This window comes from Janthinobacterium sp. GW823-FHT03B06, from assembly GCF_058796955.1.
Genome location: NZ_JBXAJE010000011.1, coordinates 1 through 16628, shown reverse-complemented (window position 1 = coordinate 16628; position 16628 = coordinate 1). Strand labels below are relative to the sequence as shown.

General features: G+C 63.5%; 17 protein-coding genes and 1 pseudogene. 9 read left to right on the top strand and 9 right to left on the bottom strand.

Annotation, left to right across the window (positions count from 1 at the left end):
• The first annotated feature begins 120 nt into the window (after positions 1 to 120).
• Entirely contained in the window at positions 121 to 2055 is a 1935-nt protein-coding gene (locus AC1RBA_RS25795) for a methyl-accepting chemotaxis protein (protein ID WP_492420222.1), read from the top strand.
• 3 nt (positions 2056 to 2058) lie between these two features.
• Here AC1RBA_RS25795 and AC1RBA_RS25790 read toward each other — a convergent pair whose 3' ends face one another.
• The gene (locus AC1RBA_RS25790) at positions 2059 to 2958 is read right to left on the bottom strand and encodes a LysR family transcriptional regulator (protein ID WP_121669182.1); all 900 of its coding nucleotides are present in this window, start codon (positions 2956 to 2958) and stop codon (positions 2059 to 2061) included.
• Between the two features lie 120 nt (positions 2959 to 3078).
• Here AC1RBA_RS25790 and AC1RBA_RS25785 point away from each other — a divergent pair, with 120 nt between their 5' ends.
• Entirely contained in the window at positions 3079 to 4011 is a 933-nt protein-coding gene (locus AC1RBA_RS25785; protein ID WP_070224831.1) for a DMT family transporter, read from the top strand.
• Positions 4012 to 4057: 46 nt separating this feature from the next.
• Here the strand turns inward: AC1RBA_RS25785 and AC1RBA_RS25780 are convergent, their stop codons facing one another.
• On the bottom strand, positions 4058 to 4936 hold the full coding sequence (locus tag AC1RBA_RS25780) for a serine hydrolase (RefSeq protein ID WP_034778183.1): 879 nt from the start codon (positions 4934 to 4936) through the stop codon (positions 4058 to 4060).
• 417 nt (positions 4937 to 5353) lie between these two features.
• Here AC1RBA_RS25780 and AC1RBA_RS25775 point away from each other — a divergent pair, with 417 nt between their 5' ends.
• Positions 5354 to 5584, top strand: coding sequence for a DsrE family protein (locus tag AC1RBA_RS25775; RefSeq protein WP_492420219.1), 231 nt, complete (start codon positions 5354 to 5356; stop codon positions 5582 to 5584).
• Positions 5585 to 5636: 52 nt separating this feature from the next.
• Here AC1RBA_RS25775 and AC1RBA_RS25770 read toward each other — a convergent pair whose 3' ends face one another.
• Positions 5637 to 5855: a TOBE domain-containing protein gene (locus AC1RBA_RS25770; RefSeq protein WP_034757699.1), complete on the bottom strand. Its 219-nt coding sequence runs from the start codon at positions 5853 to 5855 to the stop codon at positions 5637 to 5639.
• Between the two features lie 163 nt (positions 5856 to 6018).
• Positions 6019 to 7074 (bottom strand): sulfate ABC transporter substrate-binding protein, encoded by a 1056-nt coding sequence (locus AC1RBA_RS25765; RefSeq protein WP_492420217.1) that lies wholly within the window; start codon positions 7072 to 7074, stop codon positions 6019 to 6021.
• A 301-nt stretch (positions 7075 to 7375) separates the two neighbouring features.
• Between AC1RBA_RS25765 and AC1RBA_RS25760 the strand changes: the two genes are divergently transcribed.
• Positions 7376 to 7906: a GNAT family N-acetyltransferase gene (locus AC1RBA_RS25760; RefSeq protein WP_070291260.1), complete on the top strand. Its 531-nt coding sequence runs from the start codon at positions 7376 to 7378 to the stop codon at positions 7904 to 7906.
• A 77-nt stretch (positions 7907 to 7983) separates the two neighbouring features.
• On the opposite strand, the gene AC1RBA_RS25755 is transcribed toward AC1RBA_RS25760, so the two are convergent.
• Complete coding sequence (locus tag AC1RBA_RS25755; protein ID WP_492420215.1) at positions 7984 to 8796, bottom strand: class II glutamine amidotransferase; 813 nt, start codon at positions 8794 to 8796, stop codon at positions 7984 to 7986.
• A gap of 234 nt (positions 8797 to 9030) precedes the next feature.
• Here AC1RBA_RS25755 and AC1RBA_RS25750 point away from each other — a divergent pair, with 234 nt between their 5' ends.
• Together AC1RBA_RS25750 and AC1RBA_RS25745 are read left to right on the top strand one after the other, a co-directional pair.
• On the top strand, positions 9031 to 9867 hold the full coding sequence (locus AC1RBA_RS25750) for an EAL domain-containing protein (protein WP_492420213.1): 837 nt from the start codon (positions 9031 to 9033) through the stop codon (positions 9865 to 9867).
• A gap of 99 nt (positions 9868 to 9966) precedes the next feature.
• Complete coding sequence (locus tag AC1RBA_RS25745) at positions 9967 to 10716, top strand: YcbK family protein (RefSeq protein WP_373633025.1); 750 nt, start codon at positions 9967 to 9969, stop codon at positions 10714 to 10716.
• A gap of 124 nt (positions 10717 to 10840) precedes the next feature.
• Here AC1RBA_RS25745 and AC1RBA_RS25740 read toward each other — a convergent pair whose 3' ends face one another.
• A complete protein-coding gene (locus AC1RBA_RS25740) occupies positions 10841 to 11044 on the bottom strand; it encodes a DUF3460 family protein (protein WP_070224837.1) in 204 nt (67 codons plus the stop codon).
• Positions 11045 to 11112: 68 nt separating this feature from the next.
• Between AC1RBA_RS25740 and AC1RBA_RS25735 the strand changes: the two genes are divergently transcribed.
• Positions 11113 to 11994: a LysR family transcriptional regulator gene (locus AC1RBA_RS25735; protein WP_070224838.1), complete on the top strand. Its 882-nt coding sequence runs from the start codon at positions 11113 to 11115 to the stop codon at positions 11992 to 11994.
• On the opposite strand, the gene AC1RBA_RS25730 is transcribed toward AC1RBA_RS25735, so the two are convergent.
• A complete protein-coding gene (locus tag AC1RBA_RS25730; protein WP_070224839.1) occupies positions 11970 to 12437 on the bottom strand; it encodes a PACE efflux transporter in 468 nt (155 codons plus the stop codon). The two genes, AC1RBA_RS25735 and AC1RBA_RS25730, sit on opposite strands and share 25 nt — an antisense overlap.
• Positions 12438 to 12643: 206 nt before the next feature.
• Here AC1RBA_RS25730 and AC1RBA_RS25725 point away from each other — a divergent pair, with 206 nt between their 5' ends.
• Entirely contained in the window at positions 12644 to 13096 is a 453-nt protein-coding gene (locus AC1RBA_RS25725) for a hypothetical protein (RefSeq protein ID WP_492420210.1), read from the top strand.
• A 117-nt stretch (positions 13097 to 13213) separates the two neighbouring features.
• Positions 13214 to 15388 (top strand): putative bifunctional diguanylate cyclase/phosphodiesterase, encoded by a 2175-nt coding sequence (locus AC1RBA_RS25720; protein ID WP_492420209.1) that lies wholly within the window; start codon positions 13214 to 13216, stop codon positions 15386 to 15388.
• On the opposite strand, the gene AC1RBA_RS25715 is transcribed toward AC1RBA_RS25720, so the two are convergent.
• Positions 15373 to 16473, bottom strand: a complete 1101-nt coding sequence (locus AC1RBA_RS25715) for a glycosyltransferase family 9 protein (RefSeq protein ID WP_492420207.1) — start codon at positions 16471 to 16473, stop codon at positions 15373 to 15375. The genes AC1RBA_RS25720 and AC1RBA_RS25715 overlap by 16 nt on opposite strands.
• 45 nt (positions 16474 to 16518) lie before the next feature.
• Positions 16519 to 16628, bottom strand: a pseudogene (locus AC1RBA_RS25710) (IS1595 family transposase); the annotation flags it as partial.

The window sequence follows — 16628 nt, the reverse complement described above, 5'->3', positions numbered from 1 at the left end:
ATGTGTTGTATTCCGAATATTGACGATAATTGTTCCGTTTTTTGTGTGAGAATGCTTGCGTAGGTGAAGTAGTGCAAAAGCACTGTTTCACGCCAATCAAATCGAAACGAGGAGTCCATCATGTTGTCTTCCCTTCGCACGCGCCTGGTGCTCATTTGCGTGGCCATCGTCGTCCTGTCCATGCTGGCCTTGTCGGTCGCCAATTACGTCACCACGCGCAGCAGCATGCTGGCGTCGTCGGACCAGCAGATGCAGCAGCTGCTGCAAAGCCAGTCCGCCGTGCTGGCGCAATGGGTCGATGGCAAGAAGAAAGTCATGGCCTCCGTCGTCATGTCGGCCGAGACGCCCGATCCGCTGCGCGCCTTCCAGATCGCGGAAAAGGCCGGCGATTTTGCGGAAGTGTTCATCGGCTACGCGGACAAGCGTTCCGTGTTTACCCATCCGGGCCGCCCGGCCGATTTCGATCCGACGGCGCGCGCCTGGTACACGGACACCGTCAAGGCGGGCGTGCCGATGCTCACGCCGCCATATGTGGACGCGGCCAGCCACAAGCTGGTGGTGTCGTTCACGGCGCCCGTCGGCCCGAAAGAGGCGCTGCTGGGCGTGGCGGGCGCGGACGTGCTGCTCGATACGGTGATTGCCAACGTGGTGGCGATCAAGCCGACGCCGCACAGCTTTGCCTTCCTCGTCGACCAGAGCGGCACCATCATCGCCCACGCGGACAAGGAACTGAGCCTGCAGCCGGTGACGAAACTCGATGCCGCGCTGTCGGCCGCACAGGTGAACCGCCTGGAAAGCTCGCGCGCGAGCGAGGCCGTGCGCCTCAATGAGCGCGACGGCAAGCTGTACGTGACGCGCGTGGCGGGCACCGACTGGCTGCTGGCCGTGGTGCTCGACCAGCAGGAAGCCATGCAAGCCTTGCAGACGATGCTGACGACGGCCACTGTCACCGCCGCGCTGCTGACCGGGCTGGCCGCGCTGCTGCTGTCGCTGCTGGTGTTCAAAATGCTCAAGCGCCTGGAACTGGTGCGCGACGCGCTCGACGACATCGCCTCGGGCGAGGGCGATTTGACGCGCCGCCTCGACGCTTCCGGCGTGGATGAACTGGCGCAGATCGCGGGCGCCTTCAACCGCTTCATCGACAAGATCGCCGCCGTGCTGGTGAAGATCCGCACGGCCAGCGAATCGGTCAAGGTATCGTCGTCGGAAATCGCCGCCGGCAACCAGGACCTGTCGTCGCGCACGGAACAGCAGGCGAGCTCGCTGGAAGAAACGGCCGCCTCGATGGAGGAGCTGACTTCCACCGTCAAACAAAATGCCGATAATGCGCGCCAGGCCAACCAGATGGCACAATCGGCGTCCGGCGTGGCCAGCAAGGGCGGGCAAGTGGTGGCGCAGGTGGTCGACACCATGGCCTCGATCAATGATTCATCGAAGAAGATCGTCGACATCATCAGCGTCATCGACGGCATCGCCTTCCAGACGAACATCCTGGCCCTGAATGCGGCAGTCGAAGCGGCGCGCGCGGGCGAGCAGGGACGCGGCTTTGCCGTGGTGGCGACGGAAGTGCGCAGCCTGGCGCAACGCTCCGCTGGCGCAGCGAAGGAAATCAAGCTGCTGATCGACGATTCGGTGGGCAAGGTCGATTCGGGCGCGCGCCTGGTCGACGAGGCGGGGGCGACGATGCAGGAAATTGTCGACAGCGTGCGCCGCGTCACCGACATCATGGGCGAAATCACGGCCGCCAGCGTCGAGCAAAGCTCGGGCATCGAACAGGTGAACCAGGCCATTGCGCAGATGGACCAGGTGACGCAGCAGAATGCGGCGCTGGTGGAAGAGGCGGCGGCCGCCGCAGAAAGCCTGCAGGACCAGGCCAGCACCCTGGCGCAGGTGGTGGGCGTGTTCAAGCTCGATGACGGGCAGGCGCCGGCGGCCGTGCCGCATGCCGCAAGGCCCGTGGCGCGCGTGCCCGTCGCGCCGCGCATCGCCAGCCGCCCCGCCACAAAAGCGCCCGTCGCCAAGCAGGAGCGCAGCGACGAGTGGGAGACGTTTTAAACTTTAAGTACGCCGGGGCGCCAGGGTCGGCGCCATCTGCTTTGCGACTTCAAAAAAAGCGTTGGTGGCCGGCGTGTTCTGGCGCCGGTCGCGCACGGCCAGGCCCACCTTGCGGCTGACGGGCGGGTTCAAGGGCAGGGCGACCAGCTCCGGATACTGTTCGCGCAGCCGCTGCGGCAGGGCCAGTTCGGCCACGATGGAGACGCCGTCGCCGCGGCTGACCATGTCGAGGATGGTGATGACCTGGCTGATGCGGTAGGGGACATGTGGCTGCAGCCCCGCGTTGGCGAACAGGGGCTCGATCAGGCAGGCGCAGCCCGCCTCGGACATGATGAACGGCCCTTCGCACAGCTGCGCCAGGGTGATGGCCGTTTCGCTGGCCAGCGGGTGGCTGCGCGGCACCAGCGCCATCATTTGGTCTTCCACCAGCGGCGCCGTATCGAAACGCTCGTCGGGCAGCACGACGAAACCCACGTCGACCCTGCGTTCGCGTATCCACTGCACCACTTCATGGTCGGCCCCTTCGTCGATGCGCAGGGCGATGCCCGGATAGCGCAGGCGGAATTGCGCCGTGATGGCCGGCAGCAGGTTGAGGGACGAAGTAGGGCCGAAGGAGCCGATGCGCAGGCTGCCCTGGCGCTGGCCCAGCACGTCGGCCGCTTCCTGGCGCATGGCTTCCGACAAACCGAGGATTTCGCGCGCGCGCACCAGCAGCTGGCGGCCCACGTCCGTCAGCTCGGCCGATGCCTGGTGGCGCACGATGAGGTCCACGCCCATTTCCTTTTCCAGCGCTTTTAACGCATGCGAGACGGCCGACTGGCTGATGCCCAGTTGCGCGGCGGCGGCGGAAAAACCGTGCAGTTCGGCCACCAGGGTAAAGATTTCCAGTTGCGTGAAGGTCATGCTGTGGTTTTCCTGTTGTATGAGTATTTGCTCATTATTTCATGAGTTGATATTAGTATTAATATATAAGTGTACAGCATGTACGCCACCCGCCGCGCAAGCGGCTTTACAGGAACTCCCATGTCTTCTTCCGCCGTACCTTCAGCCGCCTTGCCTGCCGCGCAATCGCCGCTCGTCTATCTGAAACTGATCTGCGTCGCCCTGTTCTGGGGCGGCACCTTCATCGCGGGCCGCGTGCTGGCGCAGCAGATGCCGCCCATGACGGCCGCCAGCGGGCGCTTCGGCGTGGCCGTGCTGCTGCTCGTCGTGCTGGCATGGAAACTGGAAGGGGGCTTGCCGCGCTTGGACCGCAAGCAGCTGATGACGACGGCGGCGCTGGGCCTGACGGGCATCTTTTTATACAATCTGTGCTTCCTGGCGGCCCTGTCGCGCATGCCGGCGGGGCGCACTGCCCTGTTCGTAGCCTTGAATCCCATCGTCACGGCGCTGGCCTCGGCCATGCTGTTCCGCGAGCGGCTCGGATCGTTCAAATGGCTGGGCATCATGCTGGCATTCTGCGGCACGGCCATCGTCATCACGCGCGGCGACCTGGCCGGCGTGCTGCACGGCACGGGCGGCGGCATCGGCGCCGGCGAAATCTTCATGTTCTGCGGCATTTCCAGCTGGGCCGCCTATACGCTGATCGGCCGGGTCGCGCTGAAGGGCTTGTCGCCCATCGCCGCCACCACGTATGCGGCGATGTGGGGCCTGGCTTTTCTGCTGGTGGGGGCGGCCGTCGAATTCCCCACCGTGCCATGGCACAGCTTCGGCTGGCAAGTGTGGGCCGCCATCGGCTACCTGGGCGTGTTCGGCACGGTGATCGGCTTTGTCTGGTATTACGAGGGCGTCAAGGCGCTGGGCCCGTCGCGCACGGCTGTGTTCAACAACCTCGTGCCCGTGTTCGGCATCGTGCTGGCGGCGGCGCTGCTGGGCGAGCCGGTGCTCGCCTCGATGCTGCTGGGCGGTGCGGTGACGATTGCCGGCGTGGTGATGACCAACCGCCAGGGGAAATAGTTATGGGGTCAGACCCGTCGGGTCTGACCCCGGCATTCAGCCGTGCTTAGCGGGCGCGGCGGCGCTTCGATGGCTTGGCCGGCGCCTTCTTGTGCCGGCTGACGGAAGCGCGCATCACCTTCGGCTCTTCGATGCCGTTCTCGGCCGCAAGCATGCGGCGGATGTTAACGGCGTCCATGGCGCGCACGGAATTGGCGCGCGCGTTGAGCAGGATCATGGTGGCGAACTTGCCGGCCGACTTGATGCGCATGATCAGGCAGCGGCCCGCTTCATTCGTGTAGCCCGTCTTCGACAGACCGATATCCCAGCCCTTGGCGCCCACCAGGCGGTTCGTGTTGTGGTATTCCACGTCGCGGCCCTTGATCTGGATCACGTCCTTCGAATCGGTGGTGATGCGGCTGATTTCCGGGTAGCGCGAGGCGGCCACGGCCATCTTGACGAGATCGGCCGCCGTCGACTGGTTATTCGGCGACAAGCCCGTCGGTTCCTCGATCACGGTCTGGCGCATGCCCAGGGCCTTGATCTTGGCGTTGACGGCCACGGCAAACGCCGTCGGGCCGCCGGGGAAGGTGCGCGCCAGCGAGGCGGCGGCGCGGTTGTCGGACGACATCAGCGCCAGTTGCAGCACGTCGTGGCGGCTCAGGGTGGCGCCCACGGGCACGCGCGAAGTGCTGTGTTTCAAGGTGTCGACGTCTTCGCGGTCGATGCTGATCTCTTCCTGCATATTCGCCTTGGAGTCGAGCACGACCATGGCTGTCATGAGTTTGGTCAGCGAGGCGATCGGCACCACCACGTTGGAATTTTTTTCAAGCAAGACTTTGCCTGTGCCGTCTTCGACCACCAGTATCGACTGGGAACCGAAGGGCACGGCGATGGCCGCTGTCGAAAGCGTCATCAGCACCGCGGCGAACATTTTTTTGAGCATGGGATTGTATGTGGGAAAGCAGTTTTGGGGCGCCATCGTGGGCGCTGCGCGCAAATCCGGAACAGGGCCGCGCGGGGACGCGGCGTGTATCTCGGAGGCAATATTTGCCAAGCTTAAACAATACCATTAAAGATCAAGCGATGTCTACGGTACAAGCCCGCGACAGGCGGCTTTGCGGGCAATTTGGCAAATAAATGGGACTATTCTTGCCGTAGTGAAAATTGTTCCGCACTTATTGATTTCATCTTGGAAACTTCGTATGTATTAAGCAATATTGGTAGTCTTGATCCGGAAGGCGCCGCACGCTTCGCCGTTGATGCCTGTTCCTTCGCGCTTCGTTGCCCCGCGCTGGGCCCCGCAAGCGGGGCGCCGTAGGCATGCGTTCATGCTTGCATCGCGGACTGCAGAGAACGCATCGTGCTAAAAAATATACGGCCTGGTACCGTAGCATCGACCTCGGGGCGCATGCAGGTGCCGGTACGCGAACTGGCCCAGCGCGGCGTGGGCTTTCGCGTCTGCAATAACACCTTGCAAGGACGCAATATCGACCGCCAGCGCGTGCTGCCCGAAGCCGTCATCGTGCCCTCGGGCGTGGCCGAGCTGAGCCGCTTGCAGTGGCAGCAAGGCCATGCGTATATCCAGCCCTGACGCACGCGCCGCTGCCGGACGGCAAGGGCGCGGCGTGAAAGGGGGGCAACGCTTACTGGATCTTGGCGATCGACACTTCAGTCGATTTGACCAGCGCAATGACTTCGCTGCCCACTTTCAGGTCCAGGTCCTTGATCGAGCGCGAGGTGATCACCGAGGTGACGATGCCGTGCGGTGTTTCCACATCCACTTCGGATACCACGGGGCCAAAGATGATTTCCTTGATCTTGCCGCGAAACTGGTTGCGTACATTCACTTCCGAGATAGCCATGCTGTTTCCTTTATGCCCGTAATACGCCGTGCGGCGCGACATGGCCAGAGTACGGCGCGCGCACGCTTTTGACCACGAATCGATGCGCATATCGATATGCGCAAACAGCTGCGGACATGAAAAAACCGGGACATGTCCCGGTTTCTCGTTGATGCAGATCAGATTACTTCTGATAAATCTTGTCGAACTCGCCGCCATCGTCAAAGTGTTTCTTTTGTGCCTGTTTCCAGCCGCCAAACACCTCATCGATGGTGAACAGGGTGATCGGCTTGAAGCTGGCCGCGTATTTCTTTGCTACTGCGGCCGAACGGGGGCGCAGGTAGTGCTTGGCGACCAGTTCCTGGCCCGGCTCCGAGTACAGGTATTGCAGGTAGGCCGTGGCTTCCTTGCGGATGCCGCGGCGGTCGACGACCTTGTCGACGACGGCCACCGGCGACTCGGCCAGGATGGAGATGCTTGGATACACCACTTCGAAGTTGTCGCCGAATTCGGCGCGCACCAGTTGTACTTCATTTTCAAACGTCACCAGCACGTCGCCGATTTCGCGCTGCGTGAAGGTGGTCGTGGCGCCGCGGCCGCCGCCGTCGAGCACGGGCACGTTCTTGAACAGCTTGGCCACCAGGTCGCGCGCCTGCGCTTCGCTGCCGCCTTTTTTCACGGCATAGCCCCAGGCTGCCAGGTAGGTGTAGCGGCCGTTGCCCGAGGTTTTCGGGTTCGGCACGATGACCTTGATGCCGGGCTTGGCCAGATCGTCCCAATCCTTGATGTGTTTCGGGTTGCCTTTGCGCACCAGATATACCATGGTGGAATAGAACGGCGCCGCATTGTTCGGGAATTTCTTGGCCCAGTCGGCCACCACGAGGCCGCGGTCGACGAGGATATCGATGTCATTGGCCTGGTTCATCGTCACGACGGACGCTTCCAGGCCGTCGGCCACGGAGCGCGCCTGCTTGCTCGAGCCGCCGTGCGATTGCTTGATGGTGATGGTTTCGCCCGTTTTGGCTTTCCAATCAGCAATAAATGCGGGATTCACATCCTTGAACAGTTCGCGCATCACGTCGTACGAGGCATTCAGCAAGACCACGGGTTCGGCAGCGCTGGCTGCCAGCGGCAGGCTCATGGCGGCAGCGGAAGCGGCCAGGGCGCTGGCCAGGAACCAGCGGCGCGAGCGTTGGGTGAGTGTCGCTGCGGCAGTCGATACGGCGTTGGAATGGGTCATGTTGAACTCTTGTTGTGAGAATAGACAGACATAGTCTAAAATTCCGGCCGGAAAAGAAACGAATTTTTCGTAATATGCTTAGATACGATTCCCGTTTGCGCTAAAAAACAGATATCGATTTTTGGAAACATTCGTGGGCAAGGCGCGCATCAGCACTTAGTCTGCAGGCATGGCGCCATAGGCAAAACCAGCGCGTGGCGTGCGGCAAAAAACCCGATTGCGCCGCTTGGTGTATAGTCGAATCGCACGATACAGGGGTAAAACCGTCTGCATCGGCAACTGGAATATTTTGTGAGCGTACATGAGTCTTGAAATTCGTATTGCAACATCGACCGACGCTTTCGAGGCGTGCAACGTATTACGACGCTCCATCGTCGAATGCTGCAGCCTCGATCATCGGGACGATCCGGCCATCCTGGAAGCCTGGCTGGGCAATAAAACACCGCAGATGGTGGCGTGCTGGTTTGCGTCGCCCACCAATTTTTCGCTGGTCGCAGTCGAGCAGGGCGCCGTCGTCGGCGTCGGCCTGCTGACGCGCGCCGGCAAGCTGGCCCTGTGCTATCTGCTGCCCGAGGCGCAAGGCCGCGGCGCCGGCAAGGCGCTGGTGGAGCAGCTGGAAGCGCAGGCGCGCGAGTGGGGCATCAAGGCCCTGCAACTGCACAGCACGGCCAGCAGCCAGGCCTTTTTCGTCAAGCAGGGCTACATCGAGGCGGGCAATGTGCGTTCGCCGTATGGCGTGGAAACGATTTTTTGCTGGAAACAGATTGACCCCGCAGGCATCGCCAGCGGCGACCCCAAGCGCAAGCGCTTCTGCAACTGCAATTCGGCCTGACGGCCCGCCAGCATTTCAGCCCGCCCATCCGGCGGCGGGCCTTTCCCTCCCTTTGAATCTTTCCCTTTAGTTTCCGTTCAGTAACTGATCTGGATATACACGCCGTGCGGTACGGCATCGTTTGCCGGCAGCAAGGTACCGTTCGCAAACAGTTTCAGTTCGCCGGGCGCGAACGCCAGCCAGTCCTCGTTTTGCGTCAGCGGATGCGTGGCGATGACGGCGATGCGGTCGTCCAGATGGTTGTGCTGGCGAAAATCGATGCTGCGCTCGCAGTCGATCAGCTGCGCCACGGAAAACGGGTATTCGCGGATCACATAGTGCAGATGCGTGGAACAGTGGGCAAACAGCAGTTCGCCGTCCGACAGGATGAAATTGAAGGTGCCGTGCGCGGCGATGTCCTTGGCGACCTCGGCGATGGCGGCGCGCAGGGCGGCGCGCGCGGGCTCACCGGCGGGAAACTGCGCGCGCAAGCGGGCCAGCAGGTGGCAGAACGCCTGTTCGCTGTCCGTGTCGCCGCTGGCCTGGTAATGCGCATTGGCGGGCGCGCGCCACGTTTTGAGGTCGCCATTGTGGGCGAAGGACCAGGTCTTGCCCCACAGTTCGCGGGCGAACGGGTGGGTGTTTTCCGGCGCGATGCGGCCCTGCGTGGCCTTGCGGATGTGCGCGACGATGTTTCTCGCCTTCACGGGATGTTGCTGCACCTGGGCGGCCAGCGGTGAATCGATGGCCGCCAGGTGATCGGTCAGCAAGGTGCAGCCGCTACTAGAATGATAGGCAATGCCCCAGCCGTCGCGGTGCTCGTCCGTGCGGCCGCCCCGCTCGGCAAAGCCGGCAAAGGAAAATCCCAGCGCGGCCGGCTTGCTGCTGTTCATTGCGAGTAACTGGCACATGGCGGCCCTTCCTGGTGGTATCGGTACACGCCCACAGTAAAGGCCGGGGCAGGGCGCTGGAACGAATGTTTCCGACTATCGATATGCGCCGTCCGTTGTGTCGTCCATATTTGTTGCGCGCATATCAAATGGCGAAACCATTCGTTCTCCTTTGGTTGACACGGCCTTACTCTGCACACTTTGGCGCCGTCGTCCCCATGCGGGACGCCGGCGCAGTCCGATGAAGGAGCACGTATGCCATTTCCCGTCCTGAAGAACTACCTGGCCCGTCTGTCGCATCAAACCCAGGCCGGCACCAGCGTCTGGCTCGACGGCGAAGGCAGGGCGCTGGGGCGCTTCTTCAATTGCACCATGACCAGCGCCTTCCAGCCGCTGCGCGAACTCGACAGCGGCAAGCTGGTGGCGTTCGAGGGACTGGCGCGCAGCGTGTCGAAGGCGGACGAGGGCTTGTCGCTGTGGCGCTTGCTGGACCACGCGGCCAGCGACGACGAATCCGTGGAGCTGGACCGGCTGTGCCGCATGCTGCACGCCATTAATTTTTTCCGCCAGGGCGAAGCGGAGCAGTCGGACCTGTACCTGAACGTGCATGACCGCTTGCTGAGCGCCGTCAGCAGCAACCATGGCCACGCCTTCCAGCGCATCCTCGACGCGCTGGGCTTGCCCATCGAGCGCATCGTGCTGCAATTGCCGGCGGTGACGCCGAACCAGGGCTGGCTGCTCAACTACGTGGCCGACAATTACCGGCGCAACGGTTTCCGCCTGGCCATCAACGTGGCCAGCGTGCACGAGGCAACGGGCATGCTGGAGCGCTTGCACCCGCATGCGTTCAAGCTGGACGCGGGCAACCTCAGCGACGAGCAAGCCGTCGCCAGCTTCGTCACCGTGTGCCATGCGGCGAAGATCCGCGTCATTTTCAAGCGCCTCGACACGCCTGCGGCGCTGGCCGCGCTGCAGCGCGTTGCCGCCATCACGGGCTTGCCCATCGTGGCCCAGGGCTATTTATTGGACAAGCCCCTGACGGCGCTGGCGCTGGCAAACCGCGACGTCGCGGCCAGTGCGGCCGCCGTGTAGGATGCCGAATCCTGAAATGAGGGCGGCACGATAGGCATTGAGGGTTTTTCTTCGCAGCACAATACGCTATAGTATTCCCATCGTTACATTGGACTGACTATGGCATCGCGCAGAAATTTTCTACATCACGGTATGGGCCTGGCCGCGCTGGGCCTGGTAGCCACCCCACTCATCGGCTGCGCTTCGCGCACGGCCGCTCCCGCGTCGGCTTCGGCCAGCGCCAAGCCGCGTGCGCCGCGCACGGGCGTGCCGCCCCAGCCGACGCAACTGGCCAGCGTCGACCGCTCGATCACCTCGCAGTCGCGCCAGGCGATCACGGAGATGGAGCCGCCTCCCGACATCTTCGACGCGCAGGCGCTGGACCTGGAATTCTGGCTCAAGCCCCGCACTCTGGAAGTGGTGCGCCCGGCCAGCAATGAAAAGGCGAAACTGCTGTACTGGAAAGATGGCGAAGTCATCGATTCGGCCTACCAGGAACTGTGCCACTTGCTGCGCGACGTGAACGGCAAGAAGACGGCGCCCATCGACCCGAAACTGCTGGAAACCCTGTGGGGCACGCAAGCGTTCGTGGCCCGCTATGGCATCGAGCAGCCGCTGGAAATCCTGTCGGGCTACCGCACGGCCGAGTCGAACGGCAAGCTGCGCGAAGCGGGCGTGCCGGCCGCGCGCCAGTCGCTGCACATCTCGGGCCGCGCCGCCGATATCCGCGTGGCGAATCTGAACGCGGAAGTGCTCGGTTCGCTCGTGCGCAGCTTCAAGCAGGGCGGCGTGGGCTTCTATTACCGCTCCGGCCCCCGTGGCGGCTGGATCCATGCGGATACGGGATTGCAGCGCGTCTGGAAAGGTTAAACACCTGACCAAACTTCGCTTGGCGCGCTTTGCGGCCTGTGATGCTCGCCGTACCTTGGTACGGCTGCGCGTCTCGACCACAAATCACTGTCGCTCGCTACGGTTTTGTCAGGCGTTTGTTTGATCAGTCATAGTGATACGGCGGCTCCGGCACGCTATCGGTGCCGGCGCGCCGCCATTCGTCGAAATTCACGGGGCGCTCCCAGAAAATGCGCCAGCCCAGGCGCTGGCTGGCCCGCACCTCAGGGTGCGCCTGCAGATAGCCGTCGATGAAACGGGTAAAGTCCGATACGTAACCGCTGCGGCGGTAGGGAAGTCGATGCGGCATGGCTGCTCCTTTCTTGCCTGGCCTGGCTTTTGACCTCTGGCGCACGCAAAAGTGCCGCGCTCTCTTCCATGAAACTCTCCAGCCATAACATCGAACTGTTCCTGGCCGTCGTTGACGGCGGCTCGTTCTCGGCCGCCGCGCGCGCCTTGCGCCGGGCGCCGTCGGCCGTCAGCATGGCGATGGCCAACATCGAGGCGGAACTGGGTATCGCCCTGTTCGACCGGGGCGCGCGCGAAGCCGTGCCCACGCCGGCCGCGATGGCGCTGCTGCCCCACGCGCGCCTGATCGCCGAGCAGCTGAAGCAGTTGCACCTGCACGTGCAGGAATTGTCGCAGGGACTGGAAAGCCGCATTTCGCTCGGTATCGCGGCCGAACTCGACCATGCGCCTTTTCTCGCCGCCGTGCGCGCGCTGTCGCAGCGCCATCCGCTGCTCGACATCGAAGTGCTGACGGCGCCGCAGGACGATGTGCTCGACATGCTGCACCGGGGCCGCATCAGCGCCTGCATGGCCTTTGCCGGCGGGCGCATCAATCACGAGGAACAGTTCCAGCTGGTGGGCAGCGATGCCTTGCTGGCGATTATTTCCACCCAGCATCCACCCGACGTGGCGGGCCGGCCCCTGTATATCGAGGAATTGGTGAATTTGCGCCAGATTATCGTGGCCAGCCGCGAACTCGACCTGGCCGATGCGCGCCCCGTGGTGGGGCTGTCCTACTGGCGCACCGACAGCTTGCCGATGGCGCTGGCGATGGTGGAGGCGGGACTGGGCTGGGGCAACTTTGCCGCCTCGGCCATCAAGGAATCGCTGGCGGCAGGGCGCGTGCGCTGCGTGGCGTTCAAGAATACGGGCAATGGCCTGGTCGTGCCCATCCACCTCGTGTGGATGAAGGACCGGCCGCTGGGCATGGCGGCGCGGTCCTTTCTTCAGTTGCTCAGCGAAGCGGCCTGAGCATCATTGGGCTCTTCCTTCGGCTGTTGCGCCGACAGGGGCACGCCGAACAGGCCGTCGAAGAAGTAATTGAAGATGAAGCTGTAGCAGGGGATGATCAGCATCAGCGCGAAGTCCAGCACGAACGCTTGCCACAGGCTGATGTCGAGCCACCAGGCGATCAGCGGGATCAGGTAGATGACAAGCGTGATCTGGAAGCCGATCGCATGCAGGATGCGGCGCCAGACGGTGCGCGTGCGCGATACTTGCCGGATTTCCCAGTATTCGAACGCCGTGTTGTAGAGCAGGTTCCAGATCACGGCGATGGTGGTGATCATGATGGCCAGCGGACCCGTGCTGGTGGGCGACTCGCCTGAAAGCAGGGTCAGCCAGGCCGTGGAAATGGCCATGCCGATGATTTCAAAGGCGGTGACGTAGACGATTTTGCGTTTGATGCCTTGCATGTAAAACCTGTAAAGAAGAGATGACGCGTATTTTAAGTCAGTCATGCTGATGCTAAAAGTTGATGGCTATCAGTTTTTCTGATGGATGTGACGTGGAATTACCATGCTTGCCGCGAACGAGGGATAATGGAGGCTGTGGGCAAACGCTCCCCTGCATCACGGCAGCACATCACCGCAGTACATCACCGCAGAAAAGGTCAACGAGCATGCAAGGCGCAGCAGACAGCAACATTCCCGATATCCCGGATTCCCCCGCCAGCGCGGACGAACGTCCCCGTTTCCGTCCCCGTCCGTGGGAGCACCTGGAAACGCCATACGACGTGGAAGTGTGGATCGAGGAACATAACCGCAGCATGCAGGACAATATCCGCGCCACGGAAACGGGCGTGGGCATCTGCTTTACCCTGGCCGAAGGGGGCGATATCTATATGCAGACGAGCGCCGACGGCGCCGTCGTGCTCGACGTGACGCCGGACGCGGCCTGGGTTGCTCCCCTGATCAGCGCGGCCACGGGCTGCGAGACGCCGGACTCGTCGCTGTGGATCTTGCCTGACGATAAGCTGATCCAGCTGATCGTGGGGCTATCGAGCCTGGTGGCCAGCACCCTGCTGGTGGTGGGCCACGATTTCGGCCTGCGCCGGCACCGCATGGGCCGCTGATCGGCCTTGTTGCGGAAACGTTATCTGCGGCAGGCATGGCTCGACACTGCGCGTGACGCGTGCTAGTCTCGCTACTGCACCCACCTGTTTGCCAGGGCGGCCGTGCAAAGGACAGCCATGGATACAGCACCGCAAGCGGTACCTGCTCTGGATTCCTCCCCGCTCGGCCGCGACGGCGTGCCGCGCCATGTCGCGCCCCTGCTTGACGATGGCGTCTTCAGTCCGGAACGGATGAAGGCCGAACGCGAACAAGCTTATTTCAACGATTTATACCTGCTGGCGCCCGTCGCCTATTTCGTGCTCGGTCTCGATGGCGTGATCCTGCAGGTCAACCTGGTGGCGGCCGAACTGTTCGGCCTGGCGCGCGGACATCCCGGCCACGCGCTGTTCCGCTCCTATGTGCACGAGGCGTTCCGCCACGATTACGACCAGTTCGTGCAGCGCGTGCTCAACAGTAGCGAGCCCGAGCGCATCCAGCTGCAGGTACAGCTGCCGCCGCCGCGTCCCGGCGCGCGCGAGGCCGGCTTGCCCGTCAGCCTGCTGGGCAGCGCCGATCCGAACGGCCAGGCGCTGCGCCTGGTGCTGGAGCAGGCCGAAGGCAAGCTGGCCGCGCTCGAACGCAGCGAAGAGCGCTTCCGGCGCATCGTGCACAGCGCCGAGGAGGGCATCTGGGAAATCGATGCGCAGGCGCTGACGAGCTTTGTCAATCCGAAGATGGCGCAGATGCTCGATTGCCAGATCGAGGATATGCTGGGCCAGCCGCTGGCCGCCTTCATGGATGAAGAGGGGCGCGCCATCCTGGAGCGCAATATTGCGCGGCGGCAGGACGGCATCGTCGAGCGCCACGAATTCAAGTTCCTGCGGCGTGACGGCAGCACCCTGTGGGCCACCCTGGCCACCAATCCCATCTTCGACTCCGCCGGCACCTACCTGGGCGCGCTGGCGCTGGTCAGCGACATCACGGCGCAGCGCGCGGCGTCCGAGCGCATCTGGCGGCAAGCCAATTTCGACCAGCTGACAGGCTTGCCGAACCGCCACATGTTTCTCGACCGCTTGCAGCACGAGGCGGCTCATGCCAAACGCGAAGGCGCTTGCCTGGCCCTGCTGTTCATCGACCTCGACCATTTCAAGCAGGTGAATGACCGCCTCGGTCACGAGAAGGGCGACATGCTGCTGCGCCAGGCGGCGCACCGCATCAGCGAGCGCGTGCGCGCCACCGATACGGTGGCACGCCTGGGCGGCGACGAATTCACCGTCATCCTGGCCGGCGTGGGGCAGCTGGGCGGCATCGAGCGCGTGCTGCAGGAGCTGACGGCCGCGCTGGCCCTGCCGTTCATGCTCGACGGCGACACGGCGCAAGTGTCGGCCAGCGTGGGCGTGGCCCTGTATCCGGCCGACGCCGAGGCGCCGGACACCTTGCTGCGGCATGCGGACCAGGCCATGTATGCGGCCAAGAGTGCGGGGCGCAACGGCTACAGCTATTTCACGCCGGCCTTGCAGCAGGCGGCCGAATTACGCCGCAGCACGGTGCGCGAGATGCGCCTGGCGCTGGCGCAGGACCAGTTCGAAGTGCATTACCAGCCCATCATCCGCCTGCGCGATGGCGCCATCGAGCGGGCCGAGGCGCTGTTGCGCTGGCGACATCCGCTGCGCGGCTTGCTGGTGCCTGCCGATTTCATCGCCTTTGCCGAGGCGAACGGTCTGATCATCGATATCGGCGAGTGGGTGTTTCGCCAGGTCGTGCGCCAGGCGCGCAAGTGGCAGGACGAGCATGGCGCTCCGTTCCAGATCAGCATCAACAAGTCGGCCATGGAATTTCGCTGCGACGCCGCGCTGTACCAGGACTGGGGCGGGCATCTGGCGCGCCAGGGGCTGGCGCCGGGCGCCATCGTCATCGAGACGAGGGAAGCGGTGCTGCTCGACGAGGGGCGCCAGGTGGTCGACCGGCTGCGCCAGTTCCGCGCCATGGGCCTGGCCCTGGCGCTCGATGATTTCGGCAGCGGCCAGGTGTCGCTTGCGTGCATCAAGAAGGCCGACATCGATTTTCTCAAGATCGGCCGTTCCCTGGTTGGCGAGCTGGGGCGCGATGGCGACGGGCAGGGCCTGTGCGAGGCGATCATCGCGCTGGCGCAGCGGCTGGGGCTGAAAGTCGTGGCCGAAGGCGTGGAGACGGCGTCGCAGCGCGACCTGCTGCGCGCCGCCGGGTGCGACTATGCACAAGGGTACTTTTTTTCGCGCGCGTTGCCGGCGGGACAGATGGACCGCCTGCTGGCGTCTCAGCCGGCGGCCTGAAGCGTTTCCTGCGCCTGCCCGGCGCCTTCCATCAGCTCTTCCACGGCGGCCAGCGTCTCGGCGGCGCTGACCGAGGCCAGCGTCAGGCCCGGTGCCAGAATGACGCGGTAATGGCGGCTGGCCGGATAGAACCAGCGGTAGTTGTCGGTGCGGATGTAGTAGCCGACGATTTTCTTGTCGTATGCCGAGGCGATGTGGATCACCGACGTGTCGGGCGACAGCACCAGTTCGCAGCGGCGGATCAGGGCCGCCAGCTCCAGGATGTGGCCGGTGGGTGGCGCGCTCATCACGTTGGCATGGCCGGCGCCGCGCACGATTTCGGCGGCGCGCGCCTCGGTGCCCGGCGCGGCGATCACCAGCAGCGCATGGCGCGGATAGCGTGCCGCCAGGGCCGCGCAGCAGCGCTGGGCGTCGGCCACGCTGACCGTGCGCTGCGCATTGCTGCCCTGGAAATTGAGGCAGAACAAGCCTTCATGTGTACGCAGCAAGGTGTCGCAGGCGGCGTCGACCCGTGCCGCGTGCGCGTCCACGCCGAACAGTTCATAGCGTATATCGATGTCGCGCAAGCCAAATTGTTCGAAGGTGGCGAAAAAGCTGTGCAGGATGTGGCGGCTGCGGTCGCAAGGCACGGTATGGTCGAACATGCCCAGCTTTGCCGTCGAGGTGCCGTACTTGGGAATGGCAAAGCCCGTCAGATAGCGCGCACCGAGCCATTTGATACGCAGCAGCAAGGGAATCGAAAAGCGGTTGTAGGGATTGAAGATGACGTCGTAGCGGCGCCGGCGCAGCTCGGCGATGGTGCTGCGCAAGTCGCGCAGCAGCGGCTGCTTGTCCCAGATCAGGATCTCGTTCACATGCGGGTTGTCGGCGATGACATCGCGGTTGGCGCTGCTGGCGGCCACGTCGATCTGCCAGTGCGGATAGTTTTTCTTCAGCTCGCGCAGCAGGGCCGAGGTGACGATCATGTCGCCGATCTTGTCGTTGCGCAAAATCAGTACCTTGCGCACCTTGGCGATATCGAGGGGCTGCTTGCCGGATTTGCCCAGCAGGGCATAGCTGATCAGCCGGGCGGCGGTTTTTATCAAGGAAACTCCGGAAGTAGATGGCGACAGCAGCATCTTACGGATTGGCTATGTCACCGTCAAATGTGGGAACTCTCCCAGTGTTGCCTTCAATAATGTTTCTGGGGAGCGGATGCGCCCGGCGTCCAGTATCCAGCGCCAGCCCAGGTAATTCGGCA

Bases quoted from the DNA above. Each gene is read 5' to 3' on its own strand.
- AC1RBA_RS25795 (WP_492420222.1), top strand. From the start codon at position 121: ATGTTGTCTTCCCTTCGCACGCGCCTGGTGCTCATTTGCGTGGCCATC.
- AC1RBA_RS25790 (WP_121669182.1), bottom strand. From the start codon at position 2,958: ATGACCTTCACGCAACTGGAAATCTTTACCCTGGTGGCCGAACTGCAC.
- AC1RBA_RS25785 (WP_070224831.1), top strand. From the start codon at position 3,079: ATGTCTTCTTCCGCCGTACCTTCAGCCGCCTTGCCTGCCGCGCAATCG.
- AC1RBA_RS25780 (WP_034778183.1), bottom strand. From the start codon at position 4,936: ATGCTCAAAAAAATGTTCGCCGCGGTGCTGATGACGCTTTCGACAGCG.
- AC1RBA_RS25770 (WP_034757699.1), bottom strand. From the start codon at position 5,855: ATGGCTATCTCGGAAGTGAATGTACGCAACCAGTTTCGCGGCAAGATC.
- AC1RBA_RS25765 (WP_492420217.1), bottom strand. From the start codon at position 7,074: ATGACCCATTCCAACGCCGTATCGACTGCCGCAGCGACACTCACCCAA.
- AC1RBA_RS25760 (WP_070291260.1), top strand. From the start codon at position 7,376: ATGAGTCTTGAAATTCGTATTGCAACATCGACCGACGCTTTCGAGGCG.
- AC1RBA_RS25755 (WP_492420215.1), bottom strand. From the start codon at position 8,796: ATGTGCCAGTTACTCGCAATGAACAGCAGCAAGCCGGCCGCGCTGGGA.
- AC1RBA_RS25750 (WP_492420213.1), top strand. From the start codon at position 9,031: ATGCCATTTCCCGTCCTGAAGAACTACCTGGCCCGTCTGTCGCATCAA.
- AC1RBA_RS25745 (WP_373633025.1), top strand. From the start codon at position 9,967: ATGGCATCGCGCAGAAATTTTCTACATCACGGTATGGGCCTGGCCGCG.
- AC1RBA_RS25740 (WP_070224837.1), bottom strand. From the start codon at position 11,044: ATGCCGCATCGACTTCCCTACCGCCGCAGCGGTTACGTATCGGACTTT.
- AC1RBA_RS25735 (WP_070224838.1), top strand. From the start codon at position 11,113: ATGAAACTCTCCAGCCATAACATCGAACTGTTCCTGGCCGTCGTTGAC.
- AC1RBA_RS25730 (WP_070224839.1), bottom strand. From the start codon at position 12,437: ATGCAAGGCATCAAACGCAAAATCGTCTACGTCACCGCCTTTGAAATC.
- AC1RBA_RS25725 (WP_492420210.1), top strand. From the start codon at position 12,644: ATGCAAGGCGCAGCAGACAGCAACATTCCCGATATCCCGGATTCCCCC.
- AC1RBA_RS25720 (WP_492420209.1), top strand. From the start codon at position 13,214: ATGGATACAGCACCGCAAGCGGTACCTGCTCTGGATTCCTCCCCGCTC.